Consider the following 25,338-nt stretch of genomic DNA (forward strand, 5'->3'; position numbering starts at 1 on the left):
ATGTCATTTCATTAAAATTTTAGCGACAACATGGACAGCCACTATCGCGTGCTAACGACCCTCTGAAGTCACAAGATGAATAAGCCAGTTTTTTGTTTCAGCGGTGACTGAAACATATTTTGTTCCTGGTGGGCTTACCGCCAGTTGCTGAAAAAGACAACGATGATGTAACTGTTGCAGAGACTGATGAATACGACGACCGTGAATTTTATTTTTGGCGACCATATTTCCTCCCAAAAGGCCGCCCGAAGGCGGCGCTGGGTTTGATAATGGAGAAGGGCGTTGGTCACTGCCATAACCAACCTGTATACACTAATGCAATTGATAATCATTATCAATTATGCTGATGAAGAAAAATTGTAAAGATGAAGGGACAGCGGAAATGGCAATGAACGGGATGAGACTTTTCGTTAACCACTTAAATTCGTGACTAAAAAAAGGCTTTTATAGGCTTGAAAATGTTTTTTCCGTCCCTATGTAGTCAGTGGACAAGCAATGCTTGCCTTGATGTTGAACTTTTGAATAGTGATTCAGGAGGTTAATGATGGCACTCAGAACCTTGTCAGCACTTCCCGTGTTTGCTGATTCTCTTTTCTCTGACCGTTTCAACCGTATTGATAGACTTTTCAGTCAATTAACAGGAGATACGCCAGTCGCTGCGACGCCAGCTTACGATCTGCAAAAGCGCGATGCGAATAACTATCTGCTTACCGTGAGCGTTCCTGGCTGGAAAGAGGAAGAGCTTGAAATTGAAACGGTTGGCGGCAACCTGAATATTACGGGTAAACACACTGAAGAGACGGTAGAGGATCAGACGCACTGGATTTATCGTGGTATTCGTAAGGCGGATTTCCAGTTGAGTTTTTCTTTGCCTGAACATGCTAAGGTGAATAATGCGAAACTGGAACAGGGCCTCTTGTTGGTCGAGATTTACCAGGAGATCCCTGAAAGCGAGAAACCGAAAAAAATTGCCATAGAAAGCAAACCAAAGGCGATTGAACACAAATCATAATCGCGTTAATAGAGGCCCGTTTAGACGGGCCTTCATTGCCTGTAGCGAAAAGTATCCCGTCATGCTTGTAGGCACAGATCGCTAAATATTATAGCCCTGACCTCTATATTATCCCGTGCCACTGACCTCGTCGCCATTGGACGGCGGTAAGTTGGAATTATCCGCGAGGTCAGTCCAATTTTTGTCCACTCTCGACATTCTGCCTGTTATGGGCGCGATATCTGAACATAAATTCGTATAGCGGTTCATCGTTTTCACCGCGTTGATGCTATTTCTGCTAACACTACTTTCATACATAAAAAAGCTGATGCTTTTTACCTTATTTAATAGAGGCAGGTATGAAATTAGCGCTCGTCAATCGGCAGGTCATTTTACCGGAAAGCGGAACCGAGCCCTTCCAGTGCCATGCCTCTACGCTTGTTCGCTTACCGTGCGGTACGCTCGTGGCCGCATGGTTCGCGGGGTTGCGCGAAGGAAGCGAAGATACAGCCATCTGGCTATCTCGCTATGAACATAATATCTGGACAACACCGCAGCGAGTGGCGGCACGCGAGGGGGAAGCGCACTGGAATCCGGTGTTATTTTACCCGTCGGATAAATTGTGGTTATTTTATAAAGTAGGCAGCGACGTACACGTGTGGAAAACCTGGTTTATCACCTCCAGCGATAGAGGATTTACCTGGAGTACGCCAGCTCCGTTGGTTAACGATGATATTTTGCCGCGCGGTCCCGTGAAAAATAAACTCCTGCTGGCATCAAATGGCGCCTGGATTGCGCCAGGGTCGATTGAAAGTCCTGAACGGTGGAGGGCATTTGTGGATCGATCCTCTGACGAAGGAAAACACTGGAATATCTCTTTTGTTCCACTGGAGGCTGATAACGCTATTCCCGGGACAAACGTAGCGTTGTGGGATGGTGTAAAAAAGGGGATGTTGTGGGAATGTTGTCTGGAAAACCTCCTGCGCTGGGATGGCGTTATTCAGCCTACGCTGTGGGAGTCTTCTCCGGGGCATATCCATATGTTGTTACGAAGCACACGCGGGGCAATTTTTCGCAGTGATTCAATCGACTATGGCGCTACCTGGTCTGTTGCCCGCGCGACATCTTTACCGAATAATAATAGTGGTATCGATCTGGTTAGTATGCAGGACGGTACGCTGATTCTTGCGTTAAATCCGGTCAACGGCAACTGGGGAAAGCGCTATCCGCTTTCACTGATTGCTTCCCAGGATAATGGCGAATCATGGCTACCGCTACTGGACCTGGAAAGTGACCACGGTGAGTATTCTTATCCCGCTATTATTAGCGAGGGCGGCGTCGTACATATCACCTACACGTGGAACCGGAAAAATATCGTATATTGTCGATTACAAACGGTATAAGGCGCTATCAGTCGAAACCGATAGCGCTGGAATAATAATGCCTTGCCCGGCGTGCTCTCTCACGCCGGGATGGCCGAAATAGTCATGATTTACCGGGTAACATCCTTGAAAATGTATCGTCTTTTTGTATGTAATGGTGAAACAACGCCGCTGCTGCATGCATGGCAATCAGGAAATAGCCGATATTGGCCAGCATTTCATGAATACGCTTTATATCCGATTTTAGGGTGCTATCTGGCGTCAAAAATACCGGTACAGTAAAACCAAAAAAGCTCCAGCTTTTCCCGCCTGACGCCATCATCGCGACGCCCAGCAGCGGTAAGGCGAGAAAAGTGAGATAAAGCGCGATATGCATTAATTTAGCGGCTACGTGCTGCCAGTGAGGAGGGGGAGGCGTAATGACCGGATCCGGGTATTTGTGTTTAAGATATAACCGTAAAAACATCAGCGCCCAGACCAGAACGCCCATATCATAGTGCATGTCTTTCATAAACAGATAAACGCTGGAGCCTTTTGGCGCCCACCCTCGTAACTCAATAGCCGCATATGCGATGCCTGTCAGGAGCAGTGTTAACCAGTGAAGCGTTATTTGCAGTCTTGAGAAATGTGCCATTATTATTATCCTTTATTAACAACTGCTTGTAGAGTATGCGTAAAATCTTAACAGAACCTTAAAGCGGGGGCTGAGTCGCAAGGAACAGACAGAGATAGCGGCACGTAAAATGGGATAAAAAGCCGGCGGCATCGCCGGCTTACTGTTGTTATTGTCCTCTTACGACAACACAGGTTTTACCATAAAACGGATATGAGCCCGTAGTTTCATAATCAACACTCGACACTAAAGAAATATCGCCCGCTTTTTTCGCTGAATCAATAGATGCGTCGCCGGTATTTACAATACCCAATACCGTTTGCGCACACGCTTTACCGGTTTTGGTTGCCGGGAGACTCGTGGCAGTAATTGGCCCTTTAACATCCGTATATAAGCCAATCCCTGTCGGTGATGGTCCTGTAGCGCACCCCGTTAAAAGAGAACCAATAAAGATAATTGAAAAAATGTGTTTTTTATTTGTCATGGGATTAGTCCATTATAAATTAATAGAAAATTTACCGTCCGAAAATGTCCGGACAGTCATTTAAAAAGTGGTGTATATTAAATATGCGATATTACTCTTTGCACCCTCCTGTTGATGTCGTACCTGATGGACAAATATCCGTTGAAGCCGGATATATTCCCCACGCCGTGTTTTTATAACTTGCGCATCCTGTCAGTAATGAGAACAGTACGGCTAAAAAAATCATCACGAGCCCTGGCGGCGTTAACATTTTTCGGTTGGACTCCATAGCATGTCATTTCATCGGGTTGCCATATGACTGGCGTTCTGCTGGTAAGTTTCATTAACGCCCGGTTCGTTTAATATTGGTTTAGGTTTAAAGCCAGGAGGCGCTAATTACGATACCTTCTTACGTTTCAGCACTGACTAATAACGTTGAGAAAATGAACAGCGTCGGATGGGAAGACGTAATACAGAATAGAAAGGCAATAAGAGAATAAGATGGCGTTAATTAACCCGCTATTCCTGGCATCATTTCTCTTGCGTTTTATCCCCATCAAAAGCGGCCTTTAGCCCACGTTGGCGCTCCCGGCGTTTGTGCGTATGATGTTTTTAAAAGATCGTCATACTTTCTGTTCTGCATCAATTTTTTCATTACAAATGCTCGCCATAATGCCGTCCTCAGGAGGCCTCCCGACGTTTATGCTGCGCCGGGAGGAACAAAAACAACGTATAATCTGGGGTAAACTGATGATTAAAGGCAAACTGGCGCTCATAACGTGCGCGATGGCTCTGGCATTCACCTCGCCGCTTTTCGCTGCGTCGGACACGGCAGATGGCCATACCTTAAAGCTGGCCATTGGCCCTGAGCCAACGGAAGGCTTTGATCCTATGCTGGGCTGGAGCCACGGCAGTTACTTATTGCTTCATGCGCCGTTGCTCAAGCAAAACGCCGATATGAGTTGGGGTAATTTACTGACGGAAAAAGTGGACACCAGCCCCGATGGTAAAACCTGGATACTGACCTTAAAACCCGATCTGAAATTCTCCGATGGCTCGCCATTGACTGCCGAAGATGTCGTTTTTACATATAACAAAGCGGCGAAGAGTGGCGGTAAAATTGACATGGGCAACTTTAGTCATGCGCGAGCGCTGGATGCGCGCCGACTTGAGATGACGCTGAGCCATCCGCAGAGCACCTTTGTGAATGTACTCGGGTCGTTAGGGATTGTTCCGGCCAGCCGTTATGATGAAAAAACGTTTGCCCGCGAACCGATAGGCGCCGGTCCGTACCGACTGGTCAGTTTCCAGCCTGGTCAGCAACTGATTGTTGAAGCCAACCCCTGGTATGCAGGTAAAAAGAATGACTTTAACCGGCTGGTTTTTGTCTTCCTGGATGAAGATAATGCTTATGCCGCCGCGCGCAGCGGACAGTTGGGACTGGTGCGCATTGCCCCTTCTATGGCGGTGGCTCCGCAGCAGGATAATCTTAAACTCTGGGTACGCGATAGCGTTGAAAACCGGGGCATAGTCTTCCCGATGGTGCCAGCCGGTAAAAAGGATGCTAACGGTTATCCTGTCGGCAACGATGTGACCGCTGATGTCGCTATCAGACGCGCAATTAACTATGCCATTAATCGTAAGCAACTAGCGGAACAGGTGATGGAAGGCCATGCGATACCCGCCTATAGCGCGGTGCAGGGATTGCCGTGGCAAAATCCTTCAGTGGTATTCAGCGATGGCGATATTGCAAAAGCGCGCGCCATCCTGGAAGAGGCTGGCTGGAAGATAAACAGTGCGGGCGTGCGTGAAAAAGCAGGTAAAGAAGCGCGTCTGACCTTATGGTATGCCAGTGGCGACAGCACCCGGCGGGATCTGGCCGAGGCGGTGCGCGCCATGTTGCAGCCTTTAGGCATTGTCGTCTCGTTGCAATCGGGAAGCTGGGAAACCGTAGAGCGCCATATGCACGCTAACCCTACGCTGTTTGGCTGGGGAAGTCTGGACCCGATGGAACTCTTCCATCACTACAGCGGGAAAGCCGCTGGTGTGGAATATTATAACCCGGGCTATTACAGCAACCCTGCGGTAGAAGCACATCTGAAACAGGCTATAGATGCGCCTGACTGGCAAAAGGCGATTCCTTTCTGGCAGCAGGTTGAGTGGGATGGAAAGCAGGGCGCGGGCGTTCAGGGCGATGCGGCATGGGCATGGCTGCTTAATATTCAGCATACCTATTTGGCCAACCCTTGTATTGATCTGGGGAAAGGCGCGCCAGAAATCCACGGTAGCTGGTCGGTGTTAAACAATCTTGATGACTGGACCTGGACCTGTCGGTGATGAAATTGTTCTTCAGCCATTTTTTGCGGCTGATTATTCTGTTGGTGCTGGTGGCTGCCGGCACCTTCATTTTGCTCAGCTTTTCGCCCGTTGATCCTATCCGTGCTTATATCGGCAACGATCTGCTCCATGTTCCGCCAGAACAATATGCGCGGATTGCGGCGCGCTGGGGGCTTGACCAGCCGCTGTGGGAGCGTTTCGGTCACTGGTTTTGGCGTCTGCTCCAGGGAGACATGGGGTATTCCATGCTGTTCAACATGCCTGTCGCCAGCGTGATCCGGGAACGTTTTGCGACGTCATTCGCGCTGCTGGCTGGCGCCTGGCTGTTGTCTGGTGTGCTGGGCGTGACATTGGGTTTTCTGGCCGGACGTTTTCTCCACCGTTGGCCGGATAAGATAATTTGCCGTATCAGCTACTTATTGTCATCGTTGCCCACTTTCTGGATAGCAATGCTGTTGCTGGCGCTGTTTGCCGTCCGCTGGCCGGTATTACCTGTTTGTTGCGCCTGGGACCCCGGAAATAATGCAGGAACAGCTCTTTTATCGGAACGTTTACGCCATCTTGTGTTGCCGGTATGTGCGTTAAGTCTATTGGGCATGGGGCAAATTGCGCTGCATACGCGAGAAAAAATAGCCAGCGTAATGAAGAGCGAATTTATTCGTTTTGCGCGCGCTCAGGGGGATAAAGGATGGTCGCTGTTACGTCACCAGGTGTTACGTCATGCGATTACCCCAGCGCTCTGCTTACAGTTTGCTTCTCTGGGCGAACTGATGGGGGGGGCGTTACTGGCAGAAAAAGTCTTTGCGTATCCGGGGCTGGGACAGGCCACTATCGATGCCGGCCTGCGTGGCGATGTCCCGCTACTCATGGGGATCGTTTTATTCTGTACGCTATTAGTGTTTGCCGGAAATACGATTTCAGCCTGGCTTGTGGTGGTGCTTAATCGATCGCTGGAGCGTCCCGATGCTCTATAATCCTGCCCCGACATTGCTTCGTCTGATCCTCTCCGTTACCTGCCTGCTGTTTATTGCCGGATACGGTTATGCCACGTTGAGCCAGCCGCCAGAGGTTAATCTGCTTGCCCGGCATCTGTCGCCTGATATCCAGCACTGGTTTGGCACCGATAATCTGGGGCGCGATGTATGGCTTCGTTGCTTTCAGGGGGCCTTCACAAGTTTACAAATTGGCGTTGGCGCCGCGCTGTGCAGCGGCGTTATCGCGCTAGTGATGGCGGCAGTGGCGCGCATTCATCCCCGGCTGGACCTCCTGATGCGGCTGATAACCGATGCCATGCTCGCCATGCCGCATTTACTTTTGCTGATCCTTATCTGTTTTACGCTCGGCGGCGGTAAAAGCGGCGTCATTGCGGCCGTGGCGTTAACGCACTGGCCCCGTCTGGCGCTGATTCTGCGCGCCGACGCAGAGCGGGTAGCGCAGAGTGACTACCTGACATTGACCTATCGTCTGGGGCATGGACACCTTTATTGCTGGCGATATCACTATTTTCCGGCGCTATTGCCGCAATGGTTGACGGGAACGTTATTGATGTTTCCTCATGCGGTATTGCACAGCGCGGCGTTAAGTTTTCTGGGGTTTGGGCTGGCGCCGCATGAGCCTTCGCTGGGGCTGTTGCTGGCGGATGCGTTACGGTTTATTAGCCATGGTAACTGGTGGCTGGTGCTGTTTCCCGGCCTAATGTTATTCACGCTGGTGATGCTCTTCGATCAGTTTGCGCGCGCCACTCAGCGGCTGTGGCTAAGGAGTGACGTATGCTGAGTTTACAAAAGGTTACGCTGGAAAGCGCGCGTTATCGCTGGTATGGCGCGAGACGCTGGTCGCCGTTATTACAGAATGTCTCTTTTGATATCGCGCCCGGCGAAATGGTGGCATTGGTTGGCGGCAGCGGGGAGGGAAAAAGTCTGCTGCTGCAATGCCTGCTCGATCTGCTGCCGGAAAATTTACGCTTTCGGGGGGAAATTACGCTTGATGGCAACCGGCTGGACAGACATACCATCAGGCAGCTTAGGGGCAATACGTTTAGCTACGTGCCGCAGGGGGTACAGGCGCTTAATCCCATGCTGAATATCAGAAAACATTTGAACAGAGCATGTCATCTGACCGGACGCGCCTGGGATGAGACGCAGATGGTACAGCTATTGCAGCAAAGCGATCTTGAACCGACAGTCCTGGAACGCTTTCCTCGCCAGCTCTCCGGCGGGATGGCTAAACGAATTCTGGCGTGCCACGCCTCGCTCAGCCAGGCACGTTATATCCTCGCGGATGAGATCACCGCCTGGCTTGATACCGCACTGGCAAACCAGTTGCTTGAGCACTTGCGAGGTCTCTGCGAGCGGGGATGCGGCGTGCTGTGGGTGACTCATGACCTGCTGCTGGCGGCGCGGTATGCCGATCGCATTGTGGCGCTGCATCAGGGTTATATCACGGACAATATTCGCTGTGAACGATTACAGCCGGAAGAGATGAGTGAGCCGTTAAAACGACAATGGCAAGCATTGCCTGAACTAAACCCGTTATTTATGCCGACCGGAGAGGGAATAGAATGCTAAGTTGCCGCGACCTCGTTATTCGTCAGGGTGGGAAAGTCTTATGGCAGAACCTGACGTTTACGATTTCTGCCGGTGAACGGGTAGGAATTCATGCGCCAAGCGGAACGGGGAAAACAACGTTGGGGCGCGTCCTGGCCGGATGGCAAAAACCGACGGCGGGCGACGTTCTGCTGGACGGTAGCCCGTTACCCCTGCATCAGTATTGTCCGGTACAGCTTGTCCCCCAGCATCCTGAACTGACGTTTAATCCCTGGCGAAGCGCCGGAGACGCTGTGCGTGATGCCTGGCAGCCTGACCCGGAAACGATGAGGCGTTTGCATGTGCAGCCCGAGTGGCTGACGCGTAGGCCAATGCAGCTCTCAGGCGGGGAGTTGGCGCGAATTGCGATACTGCGCGCGCTTGACCCGCGAACGCGTTTTCTGATTGCCGACGAAATGACGGCGCAACTCGATCCGTCTATTCAAAAAGCGATATGGGTATACGTGCTTGAGGTGTGTCGCAGCCGTTCATTAGGGATGTTGGTGATTAGTCATCAGTCTGCGCTACTTGATCAAGTCTGTACCCGCCATTTACAGGTGGAATAGCCGCAAGTCGTTTCTCCGCATTGCCGTGTCGCCGTTAACGCACCGGGAACCCATGGGTTCCCGGTATTGTCGGCAGAGATTTTACTGCATGACGCGTTTATCTGCGTTTTTTGCATCAGCGGTATTACTGTAGTCCCTGGTCTCTTCAACCTGTACAGGGGCTCTGACGACCAGACTAGGCAGCGCCAGTTCGATATCATTCTCAATGAGTTTTTCAATAATACGGATATTTATCTCTTGCTGAATATCCATGTATTTATTGTAATCCGCGGTATTGACGATATGCACCACCTCATAGGTCAGCCGATCCTGACCAAAGGCCAGTAGATGGGCGCGGTCGAATTGTGTTTCGCCGACATCGGTAATAATCTTTTTCACCATATCGCCGATGAGGCGTAACTTTTCCGGCGGTGTCGCAGTGGCGACGCCAAAAGTAAACACGATACGACGCGTTTGCATCCGCTTATAGTTGTGTATGGTTTGCTGCAACAACTGCGCGTTCGCACAAACGATCTGTTCGCCGCTGAGGCTACGGATGCGAGTGGTTTTCAAACCGATATGTTCAATCGTACCGGCTACATCATTAAAGACGACGAAATCGCCGATCTCGAAGGGCTTATCGAAACCAATCGACAGCGAAGCGAAGACATCGCTCAGAACGGTTTGTACCGCCAGGGCAATAGCAATACCGCCCACGCCGAGGCTGGCTACCAGTGCGGTAATATCCACGCCGACGTTCGCCAGGATGGAGAGCAGCATCATAGACCAGACGAGCACGCGCAAAATCATACCAAGAATGACTAACGTCACCGGGTTTTTATTGGAGCCTGGGGCATACAGTAAATGACGCATCCATGACTGTACGCCCTGATCAAGCCAAATCGCCATTTGAATCGCAACCACTAAAAACCAGGCGTGAGAGAGGGTAGAGAATAACCGGTCGGGCAGGGCGACAAAGCGCAGACTAAAGAGAAATGCGGCAAAAAAGATGAGCATTTTACTGGTCTTTTTCAGCATCTCGAAAACAATAGGCCGCAGCCGCCCATGAGCGTCATCCTTTTTATCCGGGCGTTGTAGCGCTTTATAGACCACATTAAGTAGCCAGTTGATGAGCCAGTAAGTAATGAGGGTGACGAAAAAAACGACCGCCAGATTGATCCAGAACGTCGTTGACATCAGCATCGCAACGATATTTAGTCGTGCTAAATACTCCATTTTACCTCCGATGAAAAGCAGATGAACATTACAGTATAGACGTCACATCACGGAGGCCGATTTCCGGCTTTACTATTGCTGTTTTATTCAGCACTTTTGTTCAAAAAGTATGAAAAAGAGGGGTAGCCGTTTGGCTATCCCGGCGTTTCTGTGCAGACTTATCTACTCCTCTTAATAAAATAAGGAGTCATTTATGCAACAAGAACATCGTGAGTGTATTGAGCAGTGTTATGAATGCGCGGCGGCGTGTGATATCTGCGCCTCTTCTTGTCTGCGTGAAGATAACGTCGAAATGATGAAGCACTGCATCCAGTTAGATATGCAATGTGCGGCCATTTGTCGCCTGGCGGCGCAATTTATGGCGTTGGAAAGCGAGTACTCACAAAAATTATGCCGCCTGTGCGCGGATATCTGCAAAGCCTGCGCCGAAGAGTGTGCAAGGCACGATCACGACCATTGCCAGAATTGTGCGCGGGCATGCAGCCAATGCGCAGACGTCTGCCTTAAAATGGCCGCGTAATTTTTCTTCCGCCATTAGCTCAACCGGATAGAGCATAGAGCTTCTACCTCTAAGGTTCGGGGTTCAATTCCTCGATGGCGGACCAGTTGATATCAAAAAAGGCCACCTGCGCGGTGGCCGCTGAGTTTTTGTTGAAATAAATGTAATGTTATAATATAACAATCATCTTTCTAAAAAAGATGAGGGTAACGTTTTGGTGATTCATTTAAAAAAACTGACAATGCTTCTGGGAATGCTGTTGGTAAATAGTCCTGCCTTCGCGCATGGTCATCATGCTCATGGCGCGCCGATGACGGAGGTTGAGCAAAAAGCGGCAGCGGGCGTGTTTGATGACGCTAATGTACGCGATCGCGCGCTCACCGACTGGGATGGTATGTGGCAATCCGTCTATCCTTATCTGGTCAGCGGCGAACTGGACCCTGTCTTCAGGCAAAAGGCGAAGAAAGACCCGGAGAAAACGTTTGAGGATATTAAAGCGTATTATCGCAAAGGATACGCGACGAATGTTGAGACTATCGGCATTGAAAATGGCGTTATAGAATTCCATCGCGACAATAACGTTGCATCCTGTAAATACAATTATGCCGGCTATAAAATTCTGACTTACGCATCGGGTAAAAAAGGGGTGCGCTATCTGTTCGAATGTAAAGATGCGAATAGCAAAGCGCCTAAATATGTTCAGTTTAGCGATCATATCATTGCCCCGCGCAAATCGGCGCATTTCCATATCTTTATGGGAAATACCTCGCAGCAGGCATTGTTGCAAGAGATGGAAAACTGGCCTACCTATTATCCTTATCAGTTAAAGGCGAATGAGGTCGTTGACGAAATGCTACATCATTAAGTCTGATTGCAATGTTAAAAGCTCGCTATGAATAGCGAGCTTTTTTTCTGCCGTTATGCCATATTTCTGGCAATCAATATAAAAAATACCTGCGCCCCCGGAGCGATGATGACGCTGTCCATACCGCCCTCGATTCAATGCCAAACGGAAGCGGCATGTCGCCTGATTACTCGTGTCACAGGCGATACGTTGCGTGCTATTCATTTATATGGTTCCGCTGTCGCGGGCGGTCTGAAGCCAAACAGCGACATTGATCTGCTGGTGACAATATGTCAGCCGCTGACGGAGACTCAACGCGCAATGCTGATGCAGGAATTGCTGGCGCTTTCATCGCCGCCGGGGGCGTCGGCAGAAAAACGCGCTCTGGAGGTCACTGTCGTGCTTTATTCGCAGCTGGTTCCCTGGTGTTTTCCACCTTCCCGGGAAATGCAATTTGGCGAGTGGCTAAGAGAGGACATTTGTCAGGGGATTTATGAACCAGCGCAACAGGACTGGGACATGGTGTTACTGATAACCCAAATTCTGGAAACCAGTATACCGCTAAAGGGCGAACGCGCGGAACGGCTGTTCACGCCAGCCCCTGCGGCGCAGTTGCTGAAGGCCTTGCGTTATCCCCTCGACCTTTGGCAATCCACGGCAGATGTGCAGGGAGATGAGTATCATATCGTTTTAACCCTGGCGCGTATCTGGTACACCCTTTCTACCGGGAAATTTACCTCTAAGGATGCGGCGGCTGACTGGCTGTTACCTCAGTTGCCGGAAGAGTATGCTGCTACGTTGCGTGCGGCGCAGCGTGAATATTTAGGTCTGGAGCAAAAGGACTGGCATATTTTGCTGCCTGCGGTCGTACGCTTTGTGGATTTTGCCAAAACGCACATCCCCACGCAGTTCACATAAGATGCCCCAGGACGTCTGTCAGGTTGCGCAAACGGCGTTCCTCAACTACTACTTAATAGGTTCTCATCGCTGAAGTAAGCAGATGATCTTATGCGGGCCATCGAATGGATATTCCCACATGGCTCTCGTTTTGTTGAGGTGGATATGACTGGTTCCGCATCATCTGTTTTAAAGACAGATACAAGGTTATTGAGCGAAAACCTGTTTCTTAATTATGGTCTGGAGTCCTTATTTAAGGACGTCGCAATAATAGTTGGCAACGTAAATTATATTATTTTTGATATCGACGATTACTACACAGTACAGCAGTATATTACTTCCACATTTAAAACGGTACTCATTGGGATTGTTACCCATAATGAATATAACTTTATTGATGAACATCATGCCATATATCGAATAAAGGTCGATGCCTCTATAGCTGAGTGGCGTGAATTACTGATTTTGGCCGCTGCTGGTCAATTTTTTCCCAGGTCAGAGAAAGTCAGATTAACGGCGAATGAAAGAAATGTTTTGGCGATGCTTGTTAAAGGAATGGATATCCGACAAATAAGCTGTGAGCTGAATGTACATTTAAAAACTATTTACTCAGTACGCTACCATGTTCTGACTAAATTAGGTTGTAGAACAGTTCTGGATTATCAAATACTGTCCGTCTCTAAAGCCTTTACGCACTGGCTGACAATAAATAATGTCGATAATGTAATTTCACGTGTAAATAGTAAGGTCATTGCTTAATAATGATTTGCTTCTGATGGCGTTTAGGTTCACTATGCTTTCTTACATCATCATGAGGCCAGACAGGCATGGCTACTTTTAGTATTAGCGCAATGGCGGCGCAGTGTGGTGTCACAACAGCAAATATCAGGTCCTGGGAACGCTATGGCCTGCTTCAACCTACCAAAGATGAAGTTGGCAATCGTTTTTATTGCATAGAAGATGCTATCAGAATACAGCATATTATCGACGCGTTAAGCAAAGGCTTCTCATTAAAAGAGATTAAACCTGCCCTCTATGGTGAAGAAACGCATTGCCGCTCGGGATGGTTATTCTACCAGGAAGAGATTTTAGCGCAGTGTAGAAAATTCGAACCCGCCAAATTGCGAAAATTACTCTGGCGTTATGGTCGGGAAATTCCGCCGTGTATCGTAATTGAGTCAATACTGCGTCCTTTACGGCTGTGGTTGTCCGCAGGCGATGATGATGCACGCCGATTTGAAAAGGCATTACTGGATACTGCGATTATTGAATACGCCACGTTCCAGCTAAGTAGCGTACGAAAGGCGCCAGCAGGCACAATGCTTATTGCTGCGTTTTCGCTGAACGACCCCATTGAGCTATGGCTGGAAACGATTAAATATTGTAGTGAAGGTATGCGAGTTGAAGTCATCCCCTGGCAGGCGCCGATGCCCGATCTTTTATCAACGTCTTTCGAGCATATTGTTCTGTGGCATGATGAGACATTAACTCCCGCCCAGGAAAATCTTATTCAGGCGTTAAAAGAATCGGGTAAATTTAGTCTTCATGTGAAAAATGGCTCAGGCTTAACATTACTGCCAGCCGTATACCGGCAGCATGAGATGCCAGAAAGCATGCAGCATGTTGCACCGCAAATCCATGCAAACGGCTACGAAAAATCAGGCACCGCACGTTGAGGCATCTGCATTATTAACGAACAGGGGAGGAGTAACCCCCTCCCTTGTTTATACCCTTCATACTTCAAGTTGCTTATGTGTTGGCTACGGATTACTCGGCCCATCCATGGGCCTCGCCCTGACGGGCCGTCGCACGCGACGTTCAAATCTGCTCCCGGCAGATTTGTCGTTCACCCCAGTCACATAGTTATCTATGCTCCTGGGGACTCACTCCCTTGCCGCCTTTAAGCAACTCGAATTATTTTGGGTATATATTAGATGTCGTCAGGTGTCTGAAACAAAACGGCTTCTAAGGCATTACGGTAAATATCAAGCTGCACTACGTCTTTTTCTGTTTCCAGTTTTTCAATAAGTTTGGCGATGATATCTTTATTTGAGACATGCTGCTGCGATTGCAATAGTTCGTAAGTAATTTCCTGAATAGCTCGCTGTTCACATAACATATGTGCAGAAAAAGGATTGCCAGTACTATTTTGTTCGTTGACTAGTGTAATGGTAGTCATATTTCACCATATTCGATGTAAATTGAAGCCGATCTCCCTGAGCGGGGGAGAGAAATTAGTGACCTATTAAAATTAGACCTATATCATAAAACCGTAATAAAAAATCATAAAAACGTGATGTGCATCACATTTGTGTGATTTGTTGTATATTTTATGCACTTTAAGTGAAGGTGAAGATTCCGCAGAATCAACGGCCTGTTCTTTTTATCACTCCAGTTTAAACGAATAAGCATTAATACCAATCTGTAATAATTACTTAATGTTATCTTAATAAAGGTAAATTACTGTCAGGCCTCCGTAAAAGGAGGTTGATTAATGATTCGTCATATCGCCATTTTTCTTTGTTCTTTATTGATGTGCAGCACCACTTTTGCCGATTCGGTAACGTCGGTATCGCTTGGCGCACTCTTAACCGCGCTCAATGAACGCATGTTATTAATGAAAGATGTGGCTGCTTATAAAATGAAGCACCATCTGCCGATAGAGGATTTCACGCGTGAACAAAATGTTTTTGCCGAGGCTGAAGAAGAAGCGAAAAATAACGGTCTGGACCCGCATTCGATAACCCCTTTTATTCGTTCGCTAATGGATGCCAGTAAAGCGATACAGTACCGCTATTTAGCGCAGTGGCGAACCGGCCCAGAACCCTCCTTTCCTATACAAACCTTGTCGGTCACCCGGCAACGTATTCGACAACTTGATAATCAAATGTTGATCATTATCAGCCAGCGCCTGATGGTCGGCGCTTTCAGCCATGAGGATATGGTGTGGCTGAGAACGCACTTTAATGCGCCGAATCTGAATGAGAGCGATATCAGTGATGTGTTGGCATCTCTGTCTTTGGTGCGACGCGCGCGTTAATTCCCCATGAGGAAACGTGGGCCAATACCTGGTGATTGCCTGCGGGGGGCGCGATACAAGAACGTTTTTGGGTGATGTGGATATAAGCGTGGCGGAATAGCGGCTGGAGGGACGTGGTTTCGCTTCCCATCTTCCGGTGCATTCGTTAGCATACTGTTTCGCAGCTAAGCGTAAATGTTTTCAGGAAGAGGTTAATGTGTTCGCGGAGTATGGTGTTCTGAATTATTGGACGTACCTGGTTGGGGCGATTTTTATCGTTCTGGTACCGGGGCCGAATACGCTTTTTGTGCTTAAAAACAGCGTGGGACGCGGGGTTAAAGGAGGATATCTTGCCGCATGCGGCGTGTTTATCGGCGATGCGATATTAATGTTTCTGGCGTATGCGGGCGTGGCGACGCTGATCAAAACAACGCCGGTTCTGTTTAACATTGTTCGCTATCTCGGCGCGTTTTATCTGCTCTACCTTGGCGCAAAAATCCTTTACGCCACGCTGACCTCAAAGGGGGGGGCGGCGACGGAAACGGTAGTTCCTTTTGGCGCTATTTTTAAGCGTGCTTTAATTCTTAGCCTGACTAATCCTAAAGCCATACTTTTTTATGTTTCCTTTTTTGTGCAATTTATTGACGTTACTGCGCCGCATACTGGGGTGTCATTTTTTATTTTGGCGACCACCCTTGAAATCGTCAGTTTTTGCTATCTGAGCTTTTTAATTCTTTCTGGCGCTTTTGTAACCCACTATATTGGTACCAAAAAGAAACTGGCAAAAGTGGGCAATTCTTTGATTGGCCTTCTTTTCGTCGGATTTGCCGCCCGGCTGGCAACGCTCCAGTCTTAACCCCTGGACCCGTCGTCAACGGCGGGTTATTGCTCTCCTTTCGGTTTTATGGCGTGGAAAACAGCAAAATAGTAACCAATAAATGGTATTTAAAATGCTGTTTTTGGAGCGTAACCTTTTTACGACAGCGATGAGATTATCGCTGAGTAACTTGCGGGAAGAGGGAAGCAAATGCGGCAAATTCCACAAAATCATATTCATACACGTTCCACGCCATTCTGGAACAAAGAGACGGCGCCTGCCGGAATTTTCGAACGCCACCTTGATAAGGGAACGCGACCCGGCGTTTATCCTCGCCTCTCGGTGATGCAGGGGGCGGTCAAATATCTCGGATACGCTGATGAACATTGCTCTGAGCCGGAAGAGATCATGGTGATCAATGCCGGCGAGTTTGGCGTGTTTCCTCCGGAAAAGTGGCACAATATTGAGGTCATGACGGATGATACCTATTTTAACATCGACTTTTTTGTCGCGCCGGAAGTACTGATGGAAGGGGCGACCTCACGAAAAGTCATTCATGCCGGGAGAAAATAATAATGGGAAAAGCTACTTATACCGTCACGGTCACGAATAATAGCAACGGCGTCTCTGTGGACTATGAAACGGAAGCACCGATGACGTTGCTGGTACCTGAAGTTGCAGCAGAAGTTGTGAAGGATTTGGTCAATACCGTGCGTTCCTACGATACCGAAAACGAACACGACGTTTGCGGTTGGTAAGGATCTTGTAGTATCTATTTGATATAAATTGATTTTTTAAATGAGAAACCGCATCACGCGTCGCCAGCGTGATGCGGTTTTTGCGTATTGAAAAGCGCTGTTTATTTACATCAGACATGGGTTGAAAAGAAACATTAAGAAAACATTAAGAATATCGCATTGTTTGCTAATGAGGGCGTATTCATAAAACTTATGATTGGGTATTAAAAACCAGAAGAGTCTTATGATCATGAAACTCGATACCCGATTAACTTCGTCAGCACTTACTCTTGCGCTTGCCGCTGTGGTCATCCCGTTTACGGCGGACTGGCAATTGCCTTTGCTTAACGGCGTGGTGGTCCGATGGATTGAAAACGGACAAGCGTTATGGTTACTGTTTGGGGCGCTATTTACCGCCTGGTATATACGGCCACTTTCCCGTCCCGAAGGGGCAAAGCAGTTTTGGCTATGGGCTGTTGTCTGGTGGCTGGTACTGCTGGGTAGAAGCACCAGTTGGGGGCGTGACTATTTCCCTGACGAGCCGCGTATACTGTTCAGAATGATTTCAGTGCTATTAATTGCTGCGTTAGTCTTGCCAGTCCTGTTTTCTGCCGGGCTACGTAAGGAGATTGTTCGTCGTCTGCGGGACGTTTCTCTGCCATTGTGGCTGTTTGCCGTGACGGCATGTTCATATCTGATTTCCGACACTGTCGAGCATCATCGGTGGTTGTCGCCGATATTCCTGCATAACGCGCGTTACACAGATTTGATTGAAGAGCTTTATGAAGTGCCATTTATGATCGGTTTGTTTATGGTGACCGTGGGTTTTATGCAGCAGGACAAGCAGGATGAATGTACTGCGCTGGAGATGACCCCGTATCACGCAAAATAGCGCGGCTGAAAAAGACCATGAATTCGGCATGGGATAGATAGCGGTTAGCAAAAAAAGCCCGCACTCGGTGAGGCGGGCAAATAATACTGGAAGCAATGTGAGCAATGTCGTACCGAACAGGTGGGTTATAAACTCAACTACTCGGTATTGATAAAGATAATCGTTATCATTAATGATTGCAACCCTGATATTTATGCGCTTTTATCCACGACGCTAAAAGGTGATAGATATCACAAACTTCACTTTCCTGACGATGTGCTATTCTTTTTAACGGCAAATAAACCGCTAACGTTAAGACATAAGTGAGGAAAAAATGGGCATTCTTTCATGGATTATTTTTGGACTTATTGCGGGTATTTTGGCTAAGTGGATCATGCCAGGTAAAGATGGCGGCGGATTCTTTATGACGATCATTCTGGGGATCGTTGGTGCGGTAGTCGGAGGATGGATCAGTACGTTCTTTGGCTTTGGCAAAGTGGATGGTTTCAACTTCGGCAGCTTTGCAGTCGCGGTGATCGGCGCGATTGTCGTGCTGTTAATCTACAGAAAAATCAAAAGCTAAACGCAGAACTTTCAGAGATAATAAAGGCTACGACAGGTAGCCTTTATTATTCAAAATGAATTTACCACCAGCCCAGTTCGGTACCCGCCGCCGCAATTAGCGCGATGCCCATCAACACCATCGTTGTTTTCCTCATGGTTATGCTCCCGGCGCGGCGTAACCGCCAATAAAAAACCATGCCAAAAATAATATTGCCGTAATGAAAATGACGACAGGGAAGAGGATACCCACTCTCATGCTATTACCTTCACTGTTCAGGGGGTGCCAGAATAGCAGGGTTTTCTCAGCGACAAAAGGTCGGTTACTTTGTGACAGGGCGTGGCTATTACTGACTTAACCCGGGATAAACACCCGCTAAAGCGCTGACAGAAAGTATGGAAATAGCGTACCCGCCAGGTTATCCTGGACAAAATATCGCTTTAAGGAGTCGTTATGAAATTTACGTGGATTGCGTTGCCAGGCGTATTGCTGCTGAGCGCTTGTTCATCGTCGCAACCCAACGCCCCCAGGCCGCCGCGCATTGGGATGCCTAATCCGGCAGCCGTCTACTGTGAGCAACAAGGCGGTACGCTGATGCCGGTGCAGACCCCACAAGGCGTGCGTTCCGATTGCAAATTGCCCAATGGCGAAATCATTGATGAGTGGACATTATGGCGCAGAGAGCACCCTGATACGAAAAAGTGACAACCTGCGGTCCGACGGGATATGATTAAGAACAATCTGATAATGAGTTTCATGCGGCGCAAGAAAATATGTTTCAGTTAAAGCCGGGCGCGTTGGCAATAGTTATTGGCGCTAAAACACCCGCCGGACGGCGGAATATAGGTAAGTCGGTTGAGCTATTTTGCCTGTGTCAACCCGGAGATGAATTCATTAACCCGGTAAATGGACACGTTACCTTACTGCCGAAAGAAGCGCCTCGGGCGCTGTGGCTGGTTACGGGCGACGTAGCCTCCGCCGATGGTCAGCACGGTTTTGCCTGGGTGCGGGCAGAACATTTGATGCCGTTGTCCCCGGACAGACAACCAGGCCAGGCGGCGGCACGACAATCACAGCTCTCGTAGCCACTCCGCCAGCACAATGGCATGGTTCTGGCGAGTATCTTTAGCGGCGTATAGCAACGTTAGCGGTTGGTGTCGGGCAATATCCGCCAGCCGTTTGCCTTCTTGATGCTGTTGCGCAAGTTCTGCCCGGTATTGCTGCGCGAAGTGGTTAAAATCAATCAGTTCGCTATGAAAGGCTTTGCGCAATTCGGTTGAGGGCGTAATGGCCTTATTCCATTCATCATAGACCAGCGCCGATTTTTTAATGCCTCGCGGCCATAGCCTGTCAACCAATACCCGATAACCATCGTCTTTTTCCGCCGGGAAATAGACGCGCTTACACTGGATTCGCATTTTTCCCTCCTGTGTTGGTGTCGCTTACGGTACTTTTGTCGGATAGCGGTAATGATTTTAATGGATCAGGCCTGATAAACGAAGCGTCATCAGGCATTCAAGTGGGTATCAGGTTTATTTATGACGCTATCTCTCGATCGCGTCCGGCGTAGAGGCCGAAAATCGCCATGATGATAGCCAGAACCGTCACGCCTGACAGCGGTAGATACCAGCTACCGCTGGCATCATGAAGTTTTCCCATGACGGGCGGCCCACATGCCGCCAGTAAATACCCGACCGACTGCGCCATGCCGGAAAGCGCCGCCGCCTGATGCGCCGAACTGGCGCGCAGGCCGATAAACGTCAGGCCGAGGATCATCGTCGCGCCTGAACCGAAGCCGAACAGTAGCGTCCAGATGATCGCCTGGCCCGGCACAAACCAAAGCCCCGCCGCGCCCACTGCGCACAATAGTGAGACCAGCGCGGCAATCCAGCGTTGATCGTTAAGGCGATGCAAAATAAGCGGAATGGCTAACCCAGGCGCCGCGGTCGCCAGTTGCAGCAGGCCATGTAGCGATCCTGCCTGTGCTTCGCTGTAACCGTGGCTGATGAGTATTGTTGGTAACCAGCCGATAATCACATAATAAATCAGTGAGTTAAGCCCAAGAAACAACGTAACTTGCCAGGCTAAAGGCGAACGCCAGATACCGCGTTCATGTAATGCCCGGGAGCTACTCAGGTTAGCTGAGCGGGTAGTGCGCCACTGCGGCAACCAGATAAGAAACGCCAACAGCGGAAACAGCATTAGCATTAACAGCGCGCCGCGCCAGCCAAAACCGTGCAACGCCAGCGGAACCACCAGCGCAGACCCCAACGCGGCGGCGGCGCCCATCGTCAATGAGTACGCGCCCGTCAGCCTGGCGACATGTTGTGAAAAATCGCGCTTAATCAATCCTGGTAGCAGCACATTACCCAGCGCTATCCCGCACCCAATAATGGCAGTTCCGGCAAACAATAATGTAGCGGAGGGCAGGGAGCGGAGGGCAATACCCGCGCAAATCAGCAGCATTGCGGCAAACAGGCTGCGTTCCATCCCAAACCGGCGGGCAATACCGGCCGCCAGCGGCGAAACCAGTGCAAACGCCAGAAGCGGCAAGGTTGTTAGCAGGCCCGTCTGGGCGGTGGAAAGACCGTAATCCGAACGGATTGTCTCCAGCAACGGCGCAGCGCCGGTAAATGTTACGCGCAGCGTAGTGGCTATCATCAAAATACCGGCAATCAGTAAAGCGCCCTGTTTGCCGCGTGGTGAAAGGGCTGTCGTCATCGTTTTCTCATCTCGTCAGGCGAGGCGATACCTTAACAGTTTTTACTGTTTGGATGAATCAAGCTAAAATGACAATTTATCGCTAAAATCGGACAATATAATGATTGGCCTGAGACTGGACGGTTACGATCCCGACCTTCACCACGATGCCGCTGTGGCCTTTTGTATTCGCGCCAGGGATGATGAACTGTTTAGCCCTCGCCATCAGCATCGCAAGGGACAGTTGATTCTCGCTCTGCACGGCGCGATTACCTGCGAGGTGGAAAATGCGATGTGGATGGTTCCGCCCCAGTATGCCGTCTGGCTCCCCGGCTCGCTGCCGCACAGTAATCATGTGACCGCAGGGGCGGAACTGTGCTTTTTATTTATTGAACCTGCAGCGGTCGTCATGCCGGAGCGTTGCTGCACGCTGAAAATTTCGCCGTTATGCCGGGAGTTGATTTTGTCGCTGGCGCGCAGAACCGATCCCGAAAGAGCGCAAATGCCAACGCAGCGCCTTATTCAGGTGTTGTTTGATGAACTGCCGCAGCAGCCGCAGGAACAATTACAATTACCGGTATCGGGGCATCCGAAAATTCGCCAAATGGTTGAGACAATGGCGCAGGAGCCCGCGCGATGGAATACGTTAGGGCAGTGGGCCAGCGTATTCGCGATGAGCGAGCGTAACCTTGCCCGGCTGGTCGTCAAAGAGACGGGACTAAGCTTTCGTCGCTGGCGTCATCAGTTGCAATTAATTCTGGCGCTACAAGCGCTGATCGCGGGACGTAATGTACAGCAGACGGCGCAAATGCTGGGTTATGATTCCACCACGGCATTCATTACCATGTTTAAAAAAGGCCTGGGGCAGACGCCAGGCCAGTATCTGACGGGCGAGTTACTGCTTCCCCACAATTAAAGAGACCAGCCCCGCCGCAATCAGTGGGCCGACCGGCACGCCGCGAAACAGCGCGACGCCAAGTACCGTACCGACCAGCAGCCCGGCGACGAGCTGCGGTTGGTTTCCCATCAGCGTAATGCCGCGACCGCCCAGCCAGGAGACGAAAACGCCGACGGCAATCGCGACCAGCGATTTCCAGTTCACAAAAGAGTGGATCAATGTGGAGGGCGGTAGGGTTCCGCTGGCGATAGGGGCCATCACGCCGATGGTCAGAATGATAATCCCGACGGTGAGTCCCTGTTTTTCAATCCAGGGAAAAAAGGTATTCAACGGGGTTACGCGGACAATAATCAGCACCAGAATTGAGACGGCGACAGTGGTGTTGTGGCTGATAAATCCCAGAGCTGCCAGTCCGAGCAGGATCAGCAGAGTGACATCAAACATTATGGTTTCCTTGCCAAAAAGTAAGCCTGACTACTTTACGCCCAAACGGCAAAGCGCACAGGCCTTTTTAACGATTGATGCGAATTTCAGGCAACTGCCTGAAAGACAATCTCTACGTGAAAAACGGCGTTGTCATTAAATTGCCATCAACGCCGCGTATTGCTAACAGGTGAACCGTCATTGTTGTCTTCCTGAGGATACAATTATGTACGATCCACCGTTTCTTGAAGCGCTGATGATAATGGCGTCGTTTTTCGCCATTTTTATCATTATCGTTGTGTCTGTATTGCTCCTTGAAGGGGATAGGCTCTAAGCCGTTGGCGATGACTGAAAGCGGCGGAAGACTGCCAGTTCTGGTCGGGCGATGCGCAGATAGTCCTGTGTATTCATAATGACTGATTTTTCCAGCAGGCCGGCATTAAAAGCAATTTCATCGAAACGCTCAAACAGGAGCGGATCGGCGACCAGTTTCAGATTGGGGTGAAAACTGAAAGGCGGGATCGCGCCAAAAACGCAGCCGGTCAGCATATCGACTTCCGCCGGGCTGGCAAGGGAAGCGCGTAAGCCGCCCAGATGTGAAGCAAGCTGAGAGAGGTCGGCTTGCTGATCGGCCGCCAGAATAGCAAGAACGTGCTGGTTGACGCCGTTGCCTTTGACTTTACAGACCAGCGCTTTTGCGCCCTGGCCCAGCGCAGTACCGCGTATTTCAGATACCGCTTCGCATTTCCCTACCGCTTCATGGCTAACCACACGATAGCGCGCGTTCTCCTGGGTTAATAAAGCCACTAAACGTTGGTGTGTAGCGACACCCTTCGCGACTTCAGTCATTTCGGCCATTTCTCACTCCTGGTGCAATATGAACATTTACTGCGAAGCACTATGATGAACGATGTTGTTTTTGTTGTTTGTTCAGATAGAGCTGCGCATCGGAAGCCTGGTAGGCATCATTAATCGTATCATTGGGCTGCATATTATAAATCCCGGCAGAAAAATGGACTGTCTTATCCGGTGCGATAATTTGCAGGTTACGAATAATACGCTCCGGCAGATGGATAGCCAAATCCGCCGCGTAATCAACAAGAATAATACAGAACTCATCGCCGCCGAGGCGGATGGCGTAATCGCTTTTACGAATCGATGTTTTAATCGCTTTCGCCAACAGGGTAATAATTCGGTCGCCTTCCTGGTGCCCCTGGGTATCGTTGATCAGTTTTAACCTATCGCAATCAATAGCGACAAATGTCACCGGCGTCCCGGTATTGACCAGGCGTTGCAGTCGCTGTTCCAGCACTGGTGTTAATATTTTACGGTTGTAAAGCCCGGTCATGGCATCGCTAATATTTTCGCGTGTGACGTTGCGATAAAGCCGAAAGTGCATCCGTACCATATTAAGCAGGAGCGCCGTTGCCAGTAAGTAAAAGGCCAGCGCTTTCCAGGACGAGACAAGGAAATAGGTTAAATCAAGGGACAACGAAACGCGCAGCCCACCAGGGATATCATGGCTATAATTCACATATTGAAACAGATTATTTTTGCTTTGATTAATAATAATTTCTTTTCCGGAGTCCATATCCTTTAGTGTTACGTTAAGATAACGCCAAACCAGCGGACGGTCCTGGGTATAAAAAATATTTTTTAAATTATCCTGGTTAACATCTACCATCACGATACCTTTTAACGTTCCCGCCAGATAGACTGGCGTTAAAAAGCTCATGACGTTTTCCTGGGTAATATCATCCATGTAAATACTTGAAATAACTGTACGGCCGGTAAAAAGTTTATCTATATCTTTTCTGTTAATACCCATTGTGCCTTTTTGTAAAAAAGTCCAACGATGCATGGCGAAGCGCCGTGAGTTGATTAAATCATAGAAATAGACATAATGTTTATTTAAATCAACGTAATAACGGAATTTAAGCTCCAGTGTGCCCAGCCCGTGACTGTGGTCGTCCTGCGAACGGTTGATGCTTACCGCCTGATCAAACGCAGGCAGTAAAAGGGCGTCATCAAGATTATCGGTACATTGTGTAGCGGCGGTTTGCAGGGTGCCATGTAGCGCCGGGTAATTATGCCGGGTCAGGTTGACACCGTGCGTACCGTTAATAGCCTCAAAGGCGTCGCAAAACGCGCGGCGTTTTTCTGCGGTGACGGGGTCTCCCGGCGCTTCAAAAGTTCGCATCAAATGTGCGGCGATGCTCTGATTCTGGTACTTATCGTACAAAAACGACGAATCGGCTCTCTCCATGATATAACGCATATAGGCATTCATTGCCCTGTCGCTGGCAATAAGTTCGTAAATCAGGAAGGACGATGTCAAAACGATGACGCTTGCCGAGATAAAGTGCCTGAGCGCTTTATGATGCAAATTCATGATGAACTACAGCCCTGAAAGTCGGATGCGTTAGTTTACCATAGCGATGAGAATTCCTCTAATAGACTGTTTAAAAATAAAACGTGTTGATGTTATGGAATAAAAATCATTCTCGGTTTAATTGCGGCAATAATTCGATGTGTTGATATTTTCAATGGTTATTAATGGTAGCGAAAGTAAATTTTCAGGTAACGATGTTACGTTATTTCTTTTAAAAATAGGAAAACCATTATTATTACAGTGAAAGGAGCGTCGAGCGGTAAGGATAATTTAGTTATTCTCTTATTCCTGTAGGGGGAATGATGAAAAAGTTGAAAGAAATGGCTGCTATCTCGCTTTTTACATTATTGGCGGCGGGTTTTTCCGCATCGGTTATGGCAGACGACCAGGCGCCTGAAAGAGTTCCAGCAGCTGAAGTTAAGCCCGTTGGTGAACATGTACACTGGTGTACTCTCTTTGATCCAGATGGTATGGAGTTGCCGCCGTTGCCAGGCATGGAATGGCCGTGGTGTTTGTAATATTAACGC

34 protein-coding genes, 1 tRNA gene and 1 pseudogene are annotated in these 25,338 nt (G+C 49.1%); 25 read left to right on the forward strand and 11 right to left on the reverse strand.

Going from position 1 to position 25,338, the window contains the following annotated elements:
* Window positions 1-119 precede the first annotated feature (119 nt).
* The 3 genes from J4645_RS04520 to J4645_RS04530 all read left to right on the forward strand — a co-directional run bounded on the left by J4645_RS04520 (window position 120) and on the right by J4645_RS04530 (window position 2,394).
* On the forward strand, window positions 120-347 hold the full coding sequence (locus J4645_RS04520) for a hypothetical protein (protein ID WP_031623502.1): 228 nt from the start codon (window positions 120-122) through the stop codon (window positions 345-347).
* A 197-nt stretch (window positions 348-544) separates the two neighbouring features.
* Window positions 545-1,012, forward strand: coding sequence for an Hsp20 family protein (locus J4645_RS04525; protein ID WP_001218118.1), 468 nt, complete (start codon window positions 545-547; stop codon window positions 1,010-1,012).
* Between the two features lie 338 nt (window positions 1,013-1,350).
* The gene (locus J4645_RS04530) at window positions 1,351-2,394 is read left to right on the forward strand and encodes an exo-alpha-sialidase (protein WP_001529161.1); all 1,044 of its coding nucleotides are present in this window, start codon (window positions 1,351-1,353) and stop codon (window positions 2,392-2,394) included.
* Window positions 2,395-2,476: 82 nt separating this feature from the next.
* On the opposite strand, the gene J4645_RS04535 is transcribed toward J4645_RS04530, so the two are convergent.
* Window positions 2,477-3,007, reverse strand: a complete 531-nt coding sequence (locus J4645_RS04535) for a cytochrome b (RefSeq protein WP_000929974.1) — start codon at window positions 3,005-3,007, stop codon at window positions 2,477-2,479.
* A 148-nt stretch (window positions 3,008-3,155) separates the two neighbouring features.
* Complete coding sequence (locus J4645_RS04540; protein ID WP_000182479.1) at window positions 3,156-3,470, reverse strand: TRL-like family protein; 315 nt, start codon at window positions 3,468-3,470, stop codon at window positions 3,156-3,158.
* 681 nt (window positions 3,471-4,151) lie between these two features.
* Here J4645_RS04540 and J4645_RS04545 point away from each other — a divergent pair.
* The 5 genes from J4645_RS04545 to J4645_RS04565 are packed head-to-tail and all read left to right on the forward strand — an operon-like array spanning window position 4,152 to window position 8,937.
* Entirely contained in the window at window positions 4,152-5,786 is a 1,635-nt protein-coding gene (locus tag J4645_RS04545) for an ABC transporter substrate-binding protein (RefSeq protein ID WP_000946072.1), read from the forward strand.
* Window positions 5,786-6,760 (forward strand): ABC transporter permease, encoded by a 975-nt coding sequence (locus tag J4645_RS04550; protein WP_001662605.1) that lies wholly within the window; start codon window positions 5,786-5,788, stop codon window positions 6,758-6,760. The genes J4645_RS04545 and J4645_RS04550 overlap by 1 nt, the downstream gene beginning before the upstream one ends.
* Window positions 6,750-7,562, forward strand: a complete 813-nt coding sequence (locus J4645_RS04555) for an ABC transporter permease (protein WP_000966649.1) — start codon at window positions 6,750-6,752, stop codon at window positions 7,560-7,562. Before J4645_RS04550 ends, J4645_RS04555 begins: the two co-directional genes overlap by 11 nt.
* Window positions 7,556-8,353 (forward strand): ATP-binding cassette domain-containing protein, encoded by a 798-nt coding sequence (locus tag J4645_RS04560; RefSeq protein WP_023212259.1) that lies wholly within the window; start codon window positions 7,556-7,558, stop codon window positions 8,351-8,353. The genes J4645_RS04555 and J4645_RS04560 overlap by 7 nt, the downstream gene beginning before the upstream one ends.
* Window positions 8,347-8,937 (forward strand): ATP-binding cassette domain-containing protein, encoded by a 591-nt coding sequence (locus tag J4645_RS04565; protein ID WP_000947460.1) that lies wholly within the window; start codon window positions 8,347-8,349, stop codon window positions 8,935-8,937. Before J4645_RS04560 ends, J4645_RS04565 begins: the two co-directional genes overlap by 7 nt.
* Window positions 8,938-9,018: 81 nt before the next feature.
* On the opposite strand, the gene J4645_RS04570 is transcribed toward J4645_RS04565, so the two are convergent.
* Window positions 9,019-10,152, reverse strand: a complete 1,134-nt coding sequence (locus J4645_RS04570; RefSeq protein WP_000456065.1) for a mechanosensitive ion channel family protein — start codon at window positions 10,150-10,152, stop codon at window positions 9,019-9,021.
* A 193-nt stretch (window positions 10,153-10,345) separates the two neighbouring features.
* Here J4645_RS04570 and J4645_RS04575 point away from each other — a divergent pair, with 193 nt between their 5' ends.
* From J4645_RS04575 to J4645_RS04600, 6 genes are all read left to right on the forward strand, one after another.
* Window positions 10,346-10,672 (forward strand): four-helix bundle copper-binding protein, encoded by a 327-nt coding sequence (locus J4645_RS04575; protein WP_023136871.1) that lies wholly within the window; start codon window positions 10,346-10,348, stop codon window positions 10,670-10,672.
* 8 nt (window positions 10,673-10,680) lie between these two features.
* A tRNA-Arg gene (locus J4645_RS04580) sits at window positions 10,681-10,757 on the forward strand.
* Window positions 10,758-10,868: 111 nt separating this feature from the next.
* Complete coding sequence (gene zinT, locus J4645_RS04585; RefSeq protein WP_001537483.1) at window positions 10,869-11,516, forward strand: metal-binding protein ZinT; 648 nt, start codon at window positions 10,869-10,871, stop codon at window positions 11,514-11,516.
* 108 nt (window positions 11,517-11,624) lie between these two features.
* On the forward strand, window positions 11,625-12,413 hold the full coding sequence (gene aadA / locus J4645_RS04590) for a cryptic aminoglycoside nucleotidyltransferase ANT(3'')/ANT(9) (protein ID WP_023214503.1): 789 nt from the start codon (window positions 11,625-11,627) through the stop codon (window positions 12,411-12,413).
* A gap of 144 nt (window positions 12,414-12,557) precedes the next feature.
* Window positions 12,558-13,151, forward strand: coding sequence for a helix-turn-helix transcriptional regulator (locus J4645_RS04595; protein ID WP_023214502.1), 594 nt, complete (start codon window positions 12,558-12,560; stop codon window positions 13,149-13,151).
* Between the two features lie 68 nt (window positions 13,152-13,219).
* Window positions 13,220-14,068 carry a MerR family transcriptional regulator gene (locus tag J4645_RS04600; protein WP_000190269.1) on the forward strand — a complete coding sequence of 283 codons (849 nt, stop codon included), beginning with the start codon at window positions 13,220-13,222 and terminating at the stop codon, window positions 14,066-14,068.
* Window positions 14,069-14,322: 254 nt separating this feature from the next.
* On the opposite strand, the gene J4645_RS04605 is transcribed toward J4645_RS04600, so the two are convergent.
* Window positions 14,323-14,571 carry a biofilm/acid-resistance regulator YmgB/AriR gene (locus J4645_RS04605; RefSeq protein ID WP_000208086.1) on the reverse strand — a complete coding sequence of 83 codons (249 nt, stop codon included), beginning with the start codon at window positions 14,569-14,571 and terminating at the stop codon, window positions 14,323-14,325.
* Window positions 14,572-14,649: 78 nt separating this feature from the next.
* A pseudogene (locus J4645_RS22165) lies at window positions 14,650-14,804 on the reverse strand (hypothetical protein).
* Between the two features lie 82 nt (window positions 14,805-14,886).
* Between J4645_RS22165 and J4645_RS04610 the strand changes: the two are divergent.
* The 6 genes from J4645_RS04610 to J4645_RS04635 all read left to right on the forward strand — a co-directional run bounded on the left by J4645_RS04610 (window position 14,887) and on the right by J4645_RS04635 (window position 18,419).
* Window positions 14,887-15,432, forward strand: coding sequence for a chorismate mutase (locus tag J4645_RS04610; RefSeq protein WP_000617984.1), 546 nt, complete (start codon window positions 14,887-14,889; stop codon window positions 15,430-15,432).
* A 196-nt stretch (window positions 15,433-15,628) separates the two neighbouring features.
* Window positions 15,629-16,267 (forward strand): leucine efflux protein LeuE, encoded by a 639-nt coding sequence (gene leuE, locus J4645_RS04615; protein WP_000457186.1) that lies wholly within the window; start codon window positions 15,629-15,631, stop codon window positions 16,265-16,267.
* A 171-nt stretch (window positions 16,268-16,438) separates the two neighbouring features.
* A complete protein-coding gene (yeaR, locus tag J4645_RS04620; RefSeq protein ID WP_001248994.1) occupies window positions 16,439-16,801 on the forward strand; it encodes a DUF1971 domain-containing protein YeaR in 363 nt (120 codons plus the stop codon).
* A 2-nt stretch (window positions 16,802-16,803) separates the two neighbouring features.
* Window positions 16,804-16,986, forward strand: a complete 183-nt coding sequence (locus J4645_RS04625; protein ID WP_000513733.1) for a DUF1869 domain-containing protein — start codon at window positions 16,804-16,806, stop codon at window positions 16,984-16,986.
* Between the two features lie 229 nt (window positions 16,987-17,215).
* Window positions 17,216-17,857 carry a hypothetical protein gene (locus J4645_RS04630; RefSeq protein WP_023214501.1) on the forward strand — a complete coding sequence of 214 codons (642 nt, stop codon included), beginning with the start codon at window positions 17,216-17,218 and terminating at the stop codon, window positions 17,855-17,857.
* Between the two features lie 313 nt (window positions 17,858-18,170).
* Entirely contained in the window at window positions 18,171-18,419 is a 249-nt protein-coding gene (locus tag J4645_RS04635; RefSeq protein ID WP_000512149.1) for a GlsB/YeaQ/YmgE family stress response membrane protein, read from the forward strand.
* A 138-nt stretch (window positions 18,420-18,557) separates the two neighbouring features.
* On the opposite strand, the gene J4645_RS04640 is transcribed toward J4645_RS04635, so the two are convergent.
* Window positions 18,558-18,656: a YoaK family small membrane protein gene (locus J4645_RS04640; RefSeq protein ID WP_001589065.1), complete on the reverse strand. Its 99-nt coding sequence runs from the start codon at window positions 18,654-18,656 to the stop codon at window positions 18,558-18,560.
* Window positions 18,657-18,851: 195 nt separating this feature from the next.
* Between J4645_RS04640 and J4645_RS04645 the strand changes: the two genes are divergently transcribed.
* On the forward strand, window positions 18,852-19,103 hold the full coding sequence (locus tag J4645_RS04645) for a DUF333 domain-containing protein (protein WP_000673492.1): 252 nt from the start codon (window positions 18,852-18,854) through the stop codon (window positions 19,101-19,103).
* Window positions 19,104-19,171: 68 nt separating this feature from the next.
* The gene (locus tag J4645_RS04650) at window positions 19,172-19,483 is read left to right on the forward strand and encodes a hypothetical protein (RefSeq protein ID WP_000487129.1); all 312 of its coding nucleotides are present in this window, start codon (window positions 19,172-19,174) and stop codon (window positions 19,481-19,483) included.
* On the opposite strand, the gene J4645_RS04655 is transcribed toward J4645_RS04650, so the two are convergent.
* Together J4645_RS04655 and J4645_RS04660 are read right to left on the reverse strand one after the other, a co-directional pair.
* Complete coding sequence (locus tag J4645_RS04655) at window positions 19,469-19,816, reverse strand: DUF488 domain-containing protein (RefSeq protein WP_001222532.1); 348 nt, start codon at window positions 19,814-19,816, stop codon at window positions 19,469-19,471. The two genes, J4645_RS04650 and J4645_RS04655, sit on opposite strands and share 15 nt — an antisense overlap.
* Window positions 19,817-19,934: 118 nt before the next feature.
* Window positions 19,935-21,119, reverse strand: a complete 1,185-nt coding sequence (locus J4645_RS04660) for a CynX/NimT family MFS transporter (protein WP_023214499.1) — start codon at window positions 21,117-21,119, stop codon at window positions 19,935-19,937.
* A 100-nt stretch (window positions 21,120-21,219) separates the two neighbouring features.
* Here J4645_RS04660 and J4645_RS04665 point away from each other — a divergent pair, with 100 nt between their 5' ends.
* Entirely contained in the window at window positions 21,220-22,014 is a 795-nt protein-coding gene (locus J4645_RS04665; protein ID WP_000579793.1) for a helix-turn-helix transcriptional regulator, read from the forward strand.
* On the opposite strand, the gene J4645_RS04670 is transcribed toward J4645_RS04665, so the two are convergent.
* The gene (locus J4645_RS04670) at window positions 21,994-22,440 is read right to left on the reverse strand and encodes a DUF441 domain-containing protein (RefSeq protein WP_000460698.1); all 447 of its coding nucleotides are present in this window, start codon (window positions 22,438-22,440) and stop codon (window positions 21,994-21,996) included. The genes J4645_RS04665 and J4645_RS04670 overlap by 21 nt on opposite strands.
* Before the next feature lie 205 nt (window positions 22,441-22,645).
* On the opposite strand from J4645_RS04670, the gene yoaI reads away from it, so the two are divergent.
* Window positions 22,646-22,753, forward strand: a complete 108-nt coding sequence (gene yoaI, locus J4645_RS04675; RefSeq protein WP_023214498.1) for a small membrane protein YoaI — start codon at window positions 22,646-22,648, stop codon at window positions 22,751-22,753.
* On the opposite strand, the gene J4645_RS04680 is transcribed toward yoaI, so the two are convergent.
* Both J4645_RS04680 and dgcJ read right to left on the reverse strand, forming a co-directional pair.
* Window positions 22,750-23,268 carry a YbaK/prolyl-tRNA synthetase associated domain-containing protein gene (locus J4645_RS04680; protein ID WP_023893413.1) on the reverse strand — a complete coding sequence of 173 codons (519 nt, stop codon included), beginning with the start codon at window positions 23,266-23,268 and terminating at the stop codon, window positions 22,750-22,752. The two genes, yoaI and J4645_RS04680, sit on opposite strands and share 4 nt — an antisense overlap.
* A 49-nt stretch (window positions 23,269-23,317) precedes the next feature.
* Complete coding sequence (gene dgcJ, locus J4645_RS04685) at window positions 23,318-24,811, reverse strand: diguanylate cyclase DgcJ (protein WP_001048658.1); 1,494 nt, start codon at window positions 24,809-24,811, stop codon at window positions 23,318-23,320.
* Between the two features lie 302 nt (window positions 24,812-25,113).
* On the opposite strand from dgcJ, the gene J4645_RS04690 reads away from it, so the two are divergent.
* Window positions 25,114-25,329 (forward strand): hypothetical protein, encoded by a 216-nt coding sequence (locus J4645_RS04690; RefSeq protein WP_001542634.1) that lies wholly within the window; start codon window positions 25,114-25,116, stop codon window positions 25,327-25,329.
* Window positions 25,330-25,338: the final 9 nt, after the last annotated feature.

Source organism: Salmonella sp. 32082101201600294FB01SM01 (genome assembly GCF_017572865.1).
GTDB lineage: Bacteria > Pseudomonadota > Gammaproteobacteria > Enterobacterales > Enterobacteriaceae > Salmonella > Salmonella enterica.